The sequence below is a fragment of the Streptomyces aureus genome (assembly GCF_000725495.1).
Taxonomy (GTDB): domain Bacteria; phylum Actinomycetota; class Actinomycetes; order Streptomycetales; family Streptomycetaceae; genus Streptomyces; species Streptomyces aureus_B.
The window spans coordinates 54,924-66,958 of the sequence record NZ_JNZD01000029.1; the positions used below are offsets into that span (position 1 = coordinate 54,924).

The 12,035-nt window shown below is 73.8% G+C and carries 8 protein-coding genes; 7 read left to right on the plus strand and 1 reads right to left on the minus strand.

Going from position 1 to position 12,035, the window contains the following annotated elements; genetic code table 11:
* Window positions 1-133: 133 nt before the first annotated feature.
* Window positions 134-2,560, plus strand: coding sequence for an ABC transporter ATP-binding protein (locus IO36_RS29815; protein ID WP_037624242.1), 2,427 nt, complete (start codon window positions 134-136; stop codon window positions 2,558-2,560).
* A gap of 114 nt (window positions 2,561-2,674) precedes the next feature.
* Window positions 2,675-3,628 carry an EamA family transporter gene (locus IO36_RS29820; RefSeq protein ID WP_037624245.1) on the plus strand — a complete coding sequence of 318 codons (954 nt, stop codon included), beginning with the start codon at window positions 2,675-2,677 and terminating at the stop codon, window positions 3,626-3,628.
* 143 nt (window positions 3,629-3,771) lie between these two features.
* Here IO36_RS29820 and IO36_RS29825 read toward each other — a convergent pair whose 3' ends face one another.
* Entirely contained in the window at window positions 3,772-4,539 is a 768-nt protein-coding gene (locus IO36_RS29825) for an SDR family oxidoreductase (RefSeq protein ID WP_078943517.1), read from the minus strand.
* A gap of 258 nt (window positions 4,540-4,797) precedes the next feature.
* Here IO36_RS29825 and IO36_RS29830 point away from each other — a divergent pair, with 258 nt between their 5' ends.
* The 5 genes from IO36_RS29830 (at window position 4,798) to IO36_RS29850 (ending at window position 12,021) form a co-directional block, all read left to right on the plus strand.
* Complete coding sequence (locus IO36_RS29830; protein WP_037624246.1) at window positions 4,798-5,592, plus strand: TIGR03084 family metal-binding protein; 795 nt, start codon at window positions 4,798-4,800, stop codon at window positions 5,590-5,592.
* Window positions 5,589-7,262: an acyclic terpene utilization AtuA family protein gene (locus IO36_RS29835; protein ID WP_037624247.1), complete on the plus strand. Its 1,674-nt coding sequence runs from the start codon at window positions 5,589-5,591 to the stop codon at window positions 7,260-7,262. Before IO36_RS29830 ends, IO36_RS29835 begins: the two co-directional genes overlap by 4 nt.
* Window positions 7,259-8,857 carry an acyl-CoA carboxylase subunit beta gene (locus tag IO36_RS29840; RefSeq protein WP_037624248.1) on the plus strand — a complete coding sequence of 533 codons (1,599 nt, stop codon included), beginning with the start codon at window positions 7,259-7,261 and terminating at the stop codon, window positions 8,855-8,857. The genes IO36_RS29835 and IO36_RS29840 overlap by 4 nt, the downstream gene beginning before the upstream one ends.
* 8 nt (window positions 8,858-8,865) lie before the next feature.
* Window positions 8,866-10,746 carry an acetyl/propionyl/methylcrotonyl-CoA carboxylase subunit alpha gene (locus IO36_RS29845; RefSeq protein ID WP_037624249.1) on the plus strand — a complete coding sequence of 627 codons (1,881 nt, stop codon included), beginning with the start codon at window positions 8,866-8,868 and terminating at the stop codon, window positions 10,744-10,746.
* 114 nt (window positions 10,747-10,860) lie between these two features.
* A complete protein-coding gene (locus tag IO36_RS29850) occupies window positions 10,861-12,021 on the plus strand; it encodes an acyl-CoA dehydrogenase family protein (RefSeq protein WP_037624250.1) in 1,161 nt (386 codons plus the stop codon).
* Window positions 12,022-12,035 lie beyond the last annotated feature (14 nt).

The window sequence follows — 12,035 nt, forward strand, 5'->3', positions numbered from 1 at the left end:
TGAACGCGCGAGGGGGGTCGATGGTGCACCGTCGGCCCTCCTCGCGCGTTTTTCGAATTCGACGAATACCGGATGACGGGGGCCGGGCAAAGCCGCCCGGGTCCGGGTGACGGGAAAGCGTGGGGAATGTGAAATGCGTGACGAGGAAATCGGGAACGCCGAAATCGAGGGCGAGGAATCCCCGGCCATTTCGGCGCGTGCCGCCTTCCGTCGATTCTGGCCGCTGACCAGGGGACTGCGCCGCCCGCTGCTGATCGTCTGGCTGTGCACGGTGCTGGCCGCGCTCGCCGAGACCGAGGCCGTCCTGCTCTTCGGGGACCTCACCGACCACGCCCTGCAGAAGGGCTCCCTCGACGCCTTCTGGAGTCCGGCCGCCCAGTGGCTGGGCGTCGCCGTCGCCGGAGCGGTCGTCGCGTACGCGGGCAACTCCCTGGCGGCCTGGGCGACGGAGCGCTTCGTGATGCGGCTGCGCGAGCACGTCTTCGACCATGTGCAGCAACTGCCCCCGCACTTCTTCCAGCGCCACCGCCAGGGCGATCTGCTCTCCCGGCTGACCAGCGACGTCGAGGCCATCGAGACGATGGTCGTGTCCGGGCTCGTCGGCGCCGCCTCGGCCGTCTTCAGCGCCCTGTTCTACGCGGCCGCCGCGTTCTGGCTGCGCTGGGACCTGGCCGCGGCCACGTTCGTCCTCGCCCCGCTGTTCTGGCTGGCGGCCCGCCGCTTCTCCGGCTCCGTCAAGGAGGTGGCGCGCGCGGGACGCGTCGCCGACGGCGCGATCACCTCCGTCGTGGAGGAGTCCCTCGGCAACATCGTGCTCACCCAGGCCTACGACCGGCGGGACGCGGAACGCCGCCGGCTGGCCGAGGAGGCGAACGCCTGGTTCCGTGCCGCGGTGCGCTCGACGCGCCTCAACGAGGCGTACGAACAGCTCGTCCAGGTCATCGAGACGGTGTGCGTCCTCGCCGTGATCGGCATCGGCGCCTGGGAGATCTCCACCGGCCGGATGACCCTCGGCCAGTTGCTGGCCTTCTCCGCCTTCCTCGGCTACCTCTACCCGCCCGTGCGCGGACTCGCCCAGCTGGGCCTCACGGTCACCGCGGCCACCGCGGGCGCCGAGCGGCTCATCGAGATCCTCGACGCCGGACCGTCGGTGGACGACCCCCGGCACCCCACCGGGACCGGGCGTCCCGACGGAACCGTGGAGGTCCGGGACGTGGAGTTCGGCTACCCGGGCGCCGGGAGCACGACCCTGCGGGGGCTCTCCTTCGCGGTCGCCCCGGGCGAACTCGTGATCGTCACCGGCCCGAGCGGCGCGGGCAAGTCCACGGTCTCCAAACTCCTCCTGCGCTTCTACGACCCCGACGCGGGCGAGGTGCTCCTGGACGGGGTACCGCTGCGGGACTTCCCGCTGGCCCGGCTGCGCGAGTACGTCACCCTGCTCCCGCAGGAGACCCTCGTCCTGCACGACACGGTCCGCGCGAACATCGCCTGCGGCCGGCCCGGCGCCAGCGAACGGGCGATCGTCGAGGCCGCGCGGGCGGCCGACGCGCACGACTTCATCGAGCGGCTGCCCGACGGCTACGACACCCGGATCGACCCCAACTCGGCCCGGCTGTCCGGCGGCCAGCTCCAGCGCCTCGCCATCGCCCGGGCCATCCTGCGCGACGCTCCGGTCCTGGTCCTGGACGAGCCCACGACCGGCCTGGACGCGATGGCAGCGCGCCGGGTGGTCAAGCCGCTGCGCCGGCTGATGTCCGGCCGTACGACGATCATGATCACCCACGATCTCAACCTCGCCCCGGACGCCGACCGCATCCTCGTCGTCGACCGCGGCCGGATCGTGGAGACGGGCCGTCACGAGGAACTGCTGGCCCGCGGCGGGGCGTACTCCCGGCTGCACCGCTCGCAGAACGGCTCCGCGATGGACACCGCGGAGCTGCGGATGCCGCTGTTCGAGGAGGAACCGCGTCCGCGGCAGGAGCAGGGGCAGGGGCAGGGGCAGGAGCAGGTGGAGGGCCGGGAGCCGGCGGCGCAGGTGTACGCGTACGCACCGGAGCACGGGTCCCCGGCCGGGTACGGATACGCGGCCGAGGGGTCGGCCGCCGGGTTCGGGTACCCGGCCGCCGGGTCCGCCGCCGGGTACGGGTACGCGGCCGAGGGGTCGGCCGCCGGGTTCGGGCACTCGGCCGACGGGTCGGCCGCGGGGTACGGATATGCGGCCGAGGGGTCCGGTGCCGGGTACACCCCCGCGGGGTCTGCGACCGGGTACGCGACCGAGGGGTCCGGTGCCGGGTACACCCCCGCGGGGTCCGCGACCGGGTACGCGACCGAGGGGTCCGCGACCGGGTACGCGTACGCGCCCGTGGGGCCCCCGGTCGGGCCCGTCCACGCGCCGCCCGCCCACGTCCGCGCCGCCGGGCCGGGGGCCGGTCCCACCGGCCCGTATCCCGCCGGGAACTCCGGGCCCTCGGGCGCCCCCGAGACGTACGGGACCGTCCCCGCCGCCCTCCCGGACGGCCGCCCGCTGTTCCGCGACGAGACCCCCTGGCCGGGCATCTGAGTCTCAGCATCCAGGACAGCTACATAAGCGGTTCACACTCCTGACGAAGTCCACTACCCTGGACTCGGTAGTGCATCGTGATGAACACCCACCGAGCCAGCCCCAGGACCGCCCGTGAGCACCCCAAGCGCCACCACCCCGCCGTCCGCGCCCGCCGCCGGGACGGACCACGTCCCCGTGTCCGCGGGCGGCGAGCCCGGCCGTCTCGGTTCCCTCGGGCCCGTCGGGCTGGTGCTGGCCGGCGGCATCTCGGTCCAGTTCGGCGGCGCCCTCGCGGTGACCCTCATGCCGCGGGCCGGAGCGCTCGGCGTGGTGACCCTGCGCCTGCTCGCCGCCGCGGTGATCCTCCTCGTGGTCTGCCGTCCCCGGCTGCGCGGCCACTCGCGCGCCGACTGGGGGACGGTCGCCGTCTTCGGCATCACCATGGGCGCGATGAACGGCCTCTTCTACGAGTCGGTCGCCCGCATCCCCCTCGGTCCCGCCGTCACCCTCGAGGTGCTCGGCCCCCTCGCCCTGTCGGTGCTGGCCTCCCGCCGCGCGATCAACGCCGTGTGGGCGGGCCTCGCCCTGTGCGGGGTCTTCCTGCTGGGCGGCGGAGGGTTCGGCGACCTGGACCCGGTGGGCGTCGCCTTCGCGGTCGGGGCGGGCGCGATGTGGGCGGCGTACATCGTCTTCAGCGCCCGTACGGGCCGCCGGTTCCCGCAGGCCGACGGACTCGCGCTGGCCATGGCGGTGGCGGCGCTGCTGTTCCTGCCGCTCGGCATCGCGTCCTCCGGCTCCCTGCTGCTGGACCCGGTCACGGTGGCGCTGGGCTCGGCGGTGGCCGTCCTGTCCTCGGTGCTCCCGTACACCCTCGAACTGCTCGCCCTGCGCCGCCTGCCCGCCTCCACCTTCGCGATCCTCATGAGCCTGGAGCCCGCCATCGCGGCGACGGCGGGCTTCCTGATCCTGCACCAGGCCCTGTCGGCCACCCAGGCGGCGGCGATCGCCCTGGTCATCGGCGCGAGCATGGGCGCGGTGCGGACCCAGGTGGGCCGGGGCAAGGCGACGGTCCCGCTCGACGCCTGAGCATCCGGATTCCCGCACGGGCCCTCGGGCCGCCGGGCCACACGCCCCGGCGACCCGAGGGCCCACGCGGTTCCGGCCGTCCCCGCCCACGCGGTTCCGGCCGTCCCCGCCCACGCGGTTCCGGCCTTCTCCACCCGCACGGTTCAGGCGGTCTCCACCCACTCGGCGAACGCCGGGCCCGCCAGCCGTGCGTCCGGGCCGGGAAGCAGGCCGCCGTTCTCGAAGAGGTCCCGCTCCGGGTTGGCCGGATCGCTCACGGCGACCACCTTCACGGCCGGGTCCCGGCGGGCCATCAGCAGCCGGGCCGCGCCCTCCAGGCTCTCCTCGCGGGGACCCGCGATCTCCGGGAACGGGGCCCGCGCCCCCGGCGCCTCCTCGGCCTCCGCCAGCTCCACCAGCGCCTCCGCGACGGCCCGCGCCGCGACCAGCTGCGTACGCATCCTCGGCACGTGGACGGTGTCGCCCTGCCGGCCCCACTGCGCCAGCTGCTCCACGAACTCGTGGAACTGCGCGGCCCGCAGCACCCGCACCGGCACCGGGCCGGCCAGCACCGCGCGCTCGTGCTCCAGCTTGGCCGCGTTGTAGCCGGCGACCGGGCCGTCGATGCCGATGATCGACACGACCACCATCCGGGTCACCCCGGCCTTCTGTCCCGCCTCGTGCAGCGCCCGGGCCGCCGCCGTGAAGAACTCCGTGGCCACCCGGCGGTCGGGGGAGGGCGTGCTGGCCGCGTCGATCACGACGTCCACCCCCTCCAGCGCCTCGGCGAGACCGGCGCCGGTGACGATGTCGACCCCGGTCGCCCGGGACATCGGTACGACCGTGTGCCCGCGCTCCGTCAGCACGTCCACGACCTGGCGTCCGAGCCGTCCCGTCGCCCCGGCCACCGCGATCTTCATGGTCTCGCTCATGGTCCTGTCTCCCTCTATGTCCCTCTGTCTGCGTCGTCACCGGTATGACGGAGGGCGGACGGGAAGTGTGACCGCCCGGCGGAGGAATTCCCCGACGGCTTCCGGGGCCGGTCGCCGGGGACGGCTTCCCGGGTCGACCACCGGGGACGGCCGGTCGGGACGCCCGGCACGACGGCGGCGGGCCGTGGGCGGACAGCGGGGAAAGAAATTGATGCAAGCATGCTTGATTGTTTCTGGGGCCGCTGACATGCTCCCCCCATGTCCGATCCGACGCCCGTGTTCGACGATCTGCGTGACGAAAGCGAAGAACTCGACCGGCTCGTGGCCGAGTCGAGTCCCGACCGGTGGGCGCTCTCCACCCCCGCCGCCGGCTGGACCGTCGCCCACCAGATCGCCCACCTCGCCTGGACCGATCACTCCGCCCTCCTCGCCGTCACGGACGCCGACGCCTTCCACGGCCTCGTGGAGAAGGCCCTCGCGGCGCCCACGACGTTCGTGGACGAGGGCGCCGACGAAGGGGCCCGGCTGCCGTCCGCCGAGCTGCTCGCGCGATGGCGGGCGGGACGTACCGCGCTGGACGCGGCCCTGCGCGCGTCCGCGCCCGGCGCCCGCTTCCCCTGGTACGGCCCGCCCATGTCCGGCGCCTCCATGGCCACCGGCCGGCTCATGGAGACCTGGGCACACGGCCAGGACGTCGCCGACGCCCTGGGTGTGGTCAGAACCCCCACCGACCGGCTCCGGCACGTGGTCCGCATCGGGGTGCGGGCACGGGACTTCGCCTTCGGCGCCCGCGGCCTCGCCGCCCCCGCCGAGGAGTTCCGGGTGGAGATCCTCGCCCCCTCCGGCGACCTCTGGACGTACGGTCCCGAGGACGCGCCCCAGCGGGTCACCGCCCCCGCCCTCGACTTCTGTCTGCTGGTCACCCAGCGGGCGCACCGCGCCGACGTCGACGTGAGCGCCGAGGGCCCCGACGCCGACCGCTGGCTCGACATCGCCCAGGCCTTCGCCGGCCCGCCCGGCGAGGGACGCCCGCCGAAGGGGGGAGCGGAGTGACGCTGCGCATAGGCAACGCCTCCGGCTTCTACGGCGACCGCTTCGACGCGATGCGCGAGATGCTCACCGGCGGCGAACTGGACGTCCTCACCGGCGACTACCTCGCCGAGCTGACCATGCTGATCCTCGGCCGGGACCGGCTGAAGGACCCCGCCGCCGGCTACGCCCGCACCTTCCTGCGCCAGCTCGAGGACTGTCTCGGCCTGGCGCACGAGCGGTCCGTGAAGATCGTGACGAACGCCGGCGGCCTCAACCCGGCCGGGCTCGCGGACGCCGTGCGCACCCTCGCCGGCCGGCTCGGCATCCCGGTGCGGGTCGCCCACGTCGAGGGCGACGACCTCACCGCCGCATACCCGGGGGCTCTCGCCGCCCATGCCTACCTCGGCGGCTTCGGCATCGCGGAGTGCCTCACGGCGGGCGCGGACATCGTGGTCACCGGCCGGGTCACCGACGCGGCGCTCGTCACCGGGCCCGCCGCCGCCCACTTCGGCTGGAGTCCCACGCAGTACGACCGGCTCGCGGGAGCCGTCGTCGCCGGACACGTCCTGGAGTGCGGCACCCAGGCCACCGGCGGGAACTACTCCTTCTTCGCCGAGGGCGACGTGCGCCGGCCCGGTTTCCCGCTCGCGGAGATCCACGAGGACGGCAGCTGCGTCGTCACCAAGCACCCCGGCACCGGCGGATTCGTGGACGTCGGCACGGTCACCGCCCAGCTGCTCTACGAGACCGGGGGCGCCCGGTACGCGGGACCCGACGTCACCGCCCGCCTGGACACCGTCCGGCTGAGCCAGGACGGCCCGGACCGGGTCCGGATCGAGGGCGCCTGCGGCGAGGCCCCGCCCCCCACCCTCAAGGTCGGCCTCAACAGGCTCGGCGGCTTCCGCAACGAGGTGACCTTCGTCCTGACCGGACTCGACGTCGAGGCCAAGGCCGCGCTGGTGCGCGAGCAGCTCGGCGACGCGCTCGCCAAGTCCCCGCCCGCGGACGTGCGGTGGGAGCTGGTGCGCACCGACCGGCCCGACGCGGACACCGAGGAGACCGCCAGCGCCCTGCTGCGGCTCGTCGTCCGCGACCCCGACCAGGCCGCCGTGGGGCGCGCGCTGAGCGGGGCGGCCATCGAGCTGGCGCTCGCCAGTTACCCCGGCTTCCATGTGGTGGCGCCACCGGGGAAGGGCGCGCCCTATGGAGTTTTCGAGGATGTGTACGTCCCCCAGGCCGCCGTCGACCACACGGCCGTCCTGCCCGACGGAACCCGCCTCTCGGTGATCCCGGCCCAGGACACGCTCGTACTGGAAGCGGCCGAAGAACCGGACCTGCCCGAGCCGTTGCCCGCGGGTCCCACCCGCCGCGCCCCCCTGGGCCTCGTCGCCGGGGCCCGCAGCGGTGACAAGGGCGGCAACGCCAACGTCGGCGTCTGGGCCCGCACCGACGAGGCCTGGCGCTGGCTCGCCCACGAGCTGACGGCCGACCGCTTCCGGGAACTGCTCCCGGAGAGCGGGGGCCTGACCGTGGTCCGGCACCTCCTGCCCCGCCTGCGCGCCCTGAACTTCGTGGTCGAGGGGATCCTCGGCGAGGGCGTGGCCTCCCAGGCCCGCTTCGACCCGCAGGCCAAGGCCCTCGGCGAATGGCTCCGCTCCCGTCACCTGGATATTCCGGAGGCCCTGCTATGACGGTCCTTTCGTCCGCCCTGGACGTGGGCGGCCAGGACTACCGGGCGAACCGCGAGGCCATGCTCGCGAAGCTCGCCGACCTGGACACCGAGCACGCCAAGGCCCTCGCGGGCGGCGGCGAGAAGTACGTCGAGCGGCATCGGAAGCGCGGCAAGCTGCTCGCCCGCGAGCGCATCGAGCTGCTCCTCGACCCGGACACCCCGTTCCTGGAGCTGTCCCCGCTGGCCGCCTGGGGCAGCGACTACACGGTGGGCGCCTCCCTGGTCACCGGCATCGGGGTGGTCGAGGGCGTCGAGTGCCTGATCACCGCGAACGACCCGACCGTGCGCGGCGGCGCCAGCAACCCGTGGAGCCTGAAGAAGGCGCTGCGGGCCAACGACATCGCGCTCGCCAACCGGCTGCCCTGCATCAGCCTGGTCGAGTCCGGCGGCGCCGACCTGCCCTCCCAGAAGGAGATCTTCATCCCCGGGGGCGCGATCTTCCGCGACCTCACCCGGCTGTCGGCGGCCGGCATCCCCACGGTGGCCGTGGTGTTCGGCAACTCCACGGCCGGAGGCGCGTACGTCCCCGGCATGTCCGACCACGTGATCATGGTCAAGGAGAAGGCGAAGGTCTTCCTCGGCGGTCCGCCGCTGGTGAAGATGGCCACCGGCGAGGAGAGCGACGACGAGTCGCTGGGCGGCGCGGAGATGCACGCCCGTGTGTCGGGCCTCGCGGACTACTTCGCCGTCGACGAGCGGGACGCGCTGCGCCAGGCCCGCCGGGTCGTCGCCCGGCTCAACCACCGCAAGGCGTACGCCGATCCGGCCCCGGCCGCGCCCCCCAAGTACGACGAGGACGAACTCCTCGGCATCGTCCCCGGGGACCTCCGGCACCCCTTCGACCCGCGCGAGGTCATCGCCCGGATCGTCGACGGCTCGGACTTCGACGAGTTCAAGCCGCTCTACGGGACGAGCCTGACCACCGGCTGGGCGAGCCTGCACGGCTATCCGGTCGGCGTCCTCGCCAACGCCCAGGGCGTGCTGTTCAGCGCCGAGTCGCAGAAGGCCGCCCAGTTCATCCAGCTGGCCAACCAGCGCGACATCCCGCTGCTCTTCCTGCACAACACCACCGGCTACATGGTCGGCAAGGAGTACGAGCAGGGCGGCATCATCAAGCACGGCGCGATGATGATCAACGCGGTCAGCAACTCGCGGGTCCCGCACCTGTCGGTGCTCATGGGCGCCTCCTACGGAGCGGGCCACTACGGGATGTGCGGCCGTGCCTACGACCCGCGGTTCCTGTTCGCCTGGCCCAGCGCCAAGTCGGCCGTGATGGGACCGCAGCAGCTCGCGGGCGTCCTGTCGATCGTCGCCCGGCAGTCGGCCGCCGCGAAGGGCCACCCCTACGACGACGACGCCGACGCGGCGCTGCGCGCCATGGTGGAGCAGCAGATCGAGTCAGAGTCGCTGCCGATGTTCCTGTCCGGGCGGCTGTACGACGACGGAGTCATCGACCCCCGCGACACCCGCACCGTCCTCGGCCTGTGCCTGTCCGCGATCCACACGGCGTCCTTCGAGGGCGCGCGCGGTGGCTTCGGCGTCTTCCGGATGTGAGGAATCACGTGATTGCGAGTCTGCTGGTCGCCAACCGGGGCGAGATCGCCTGCCGGGTCTTCCGCACCTGCCGCGAGGCCGGGGTGCGCACCGTCGCGGTGTACTCGGACGCCGACGAGAACGCGCTGCACACCCGCGAGGCGGACACGGCGGTGCGGCTGCCCGGCGCGACCCCCGCCGAGACGTATCTGCGCGCCGATCTCGTCGTGCGGGCCGCGCTGGAGGCGGGCGCGGACGCCGTGCACCCGGGGTACGGGTTCCTGTCGGAGAACGCGGACTTCGCGCGGGCCGTGACCGACGCCGGGCTCGTGTGGGTCGGTCCGCCGCCCGAGGCGATCGAGGCGATGGCGTCCAAGACCCGGGCCAAGAAGCTGATGGGGCTCGAACCGCTGGAGCACGTCCGTGCCGAGGACCTGCCGGTGCTGGTCAAGGCCGCGGCGGGCGGCGGCGGGCGCGGCATGCGGATCGTGCGCGAACTCGCCGACCTGGAAACCGCGTTGGAGGCCGCCCGGGCGGAGGCGCTGAGCGCCTTCGGCGACGGGGAGGTGTTCGTCGAGCCGTACGTGGAGGGCGGCCGGCACGTCGAGGTGCAGATCCTCGCCGACGCGCACGGCACGGTCTGGCCGCTCGGCACCCGTGACTGCTCCCTCCAGCGCCGCCACCAGAAGGTGATCGAGGAGGCGCCCGCCCCCGGCCTCGGGGACGAACTCACCGACAGGCTGTACGAGTTGTCGGTACGGGCCGCCCGCGCCGTGGACTACGTCGGCGCCGGCACGGTCGAGTTCCTGGTCGCCGACGGGACCCCGCACTTCCTGGAGATGAACACCCGGCTCCAGGTCGAACACCCCGTCACCGAGGCGGTGTTCGGGATCGACCTGGTGGCCCTGCAACTGCGGGTCGCCGAGGGCGAGCGGCTGGAGGGCGAACCCCCGTCCGCCCGCGGCCACGCGGTGGAGGCCCGGCTGTACGCGGAGGACCCGGCGGGCGGCTGGGCGCCGCAGACCGGCACCCTGCACCGGATCGCCGTCCCCGACGGCGTCCGGCTGGACACCGGGTTCGCCGACGGCGACCCGATCGGCATCCACTACGACCCGATGCTCGCCAAGGTCGTCGCGCACGGCGCCACCCGCGCGGAGGCCGTGCGGAAACTGGCCGGCGCCCTGGAGCGGGCCACCGTCCACGGCCCGGTCACCAACCGGGACCTGCTCGTACGCTCGCTGCGGCACGAGGAGTTCGCCGGGGCCCGCATGGACACCGGGTTCTACGACCGGCACCTGGCCGCGCTGACCGAGCCCGCCCCCGACCCGTACGCCCCGCTCGCCGCCGCCCTGGCCGACGCGCACGGGCGGTCCCGGTTCGGCGGCTGGCGGAACCTGGCGTCGGCACCGCAGACCAGGCGCTACCGCATGCACGGCACCGAGCACGAGGCGGCCTACCGGCACACGCGCGAGGGGCTCGCGGCCGACGGGGTGCGCGTGGTGCACGCCGACGCGGGCCGGGTCGTCCTCGAAGTGGCGGGCGTGCGGAGGACGTTCGAGGTGACGCGGTACGACGGCGGCCGCCTCTTCGTGAACGCGACGGCGCTGACCGAGCTCCCCCGCTTCCCCGAACCGGGCGCGGACCGGGCACCGGGCTCGCTGCTCGCGCCGATGCCCGGCACCGTGGTCCGGGTCGCCGAGGGACTGGCCGAGGGCGCCGCCGTGCGGGCCGGGCAGCCGCTGCTGTGGCTGGAGGCGATGAAGATGGAGCACAGGATCTCCGCGCCCGCCGCGGGGACGCTCACCGCCCTGCACGCCGTCGTCGGACAGCAGGTGGAGGTGGGCGCCCTGCTGGCCGTCGTACGGGAGGAGACGGCGCCCCGGGAGGCGCCGGCGGACGGCGCCGGCTGACCCGGCGCCCCGCTCCGGGGCGCCGGTCCGCACCACCGCGCCCGTGCGCGCCGCACGGGCCCGACCACTTCGCACAGGCCGCATTTTCCGTTCTCTCCGTACCGAGGAGCCCTCATGAGCCCTGTCACCGAGACCGACGAACACAAGGCGCTCCGTGCGGCGGTCGCCGCGCTCGGCAAGCGCTACGGCCGCGCCTACCTCACCAAGGCGGTCGCCGAGGGCGGCCACCCCGACGAACTGTGGGCCGAGGCCGGCAAGCTCGGCTATCTCGGCGTCAACCTCCCCGAGGAGTACGGCGGCGGAGGCGGCGGCATCGCCGAACTGTCCATCGTGCTCGAGGAACTGGGCGCGGCGGGCTGCCCGCTGCTGATGCTCGTCGTCTCGCCCGCCATCTGCGGCACGGTCATCGCCCGCTTCGGCACCGAGGAGCAGAAGCGGGCCTGGCTGCCCGGGCTGTCGGACGGCACCCGCACCATGGCGTTCGGCATCACCGAGCCCGACGCCGGCTCCAACTCGCACCGCATCACCACCACGGCCCGCCGCGACGGCACCGACTGGGTCCTCAGCGGCCGCAAGGTCTTCATCTCCGGTGTCGACATCGCCGACGCGACGCTCATCGTGGGCCGCACCGAGGACGCCCGCACCGGCAGCCTCAAGCCCTGCCTGTTCATCGTCCCGCGCGACGCCGAGGGCTTCGGCCGGCGCCAGATCGACATGGAACTGTCCAGTGCCGAGAAGCAGTTCGAGCTCACCCTGGACGAGGTGCGGCTGCCGGCCGACGCGTTGGTCGGCGACGAGGACGCGGGGCTGCTGCAACTGTTCGCCGGCCTCAACCCGGAGCGGGTGATGACCGCCGCGTTCGCGATCGGCATGGGCCGCTACGCGCTCTCCCGTGCCGTCGAGTACGCCCGTGAGCGGACCGTCTGGAAGGCGCCGATCGGCGCCCACCAGGCGATCGCCCACCCGCTCGCGCAGGCCCACATCGAACTCGAACTGGCCCGGCTGATGATGCAGAAGGCCGCGTACCTCTACGACGAGGGGGACGACATCGGGGCGGGCGAGGCCGCCAACATGGCCAAGTACGCGGCCGGAGAGGCCTGTGTACGGGCCGTCGACCAGGCCGTGCACACCCTCGGGGGCAACGGCCTCACGCGGGAGTTCGGCCTCGCCTCCCTGATCACGGCGGCCCGTGTGTCTCGTATCGCACCGGTCAGCCGGGAGATGATTCTCAACTACGTCTCCCACCAGACCCTGGGTCTGCCCAAGTCGTACTGAGCGCTCTAGGAGGA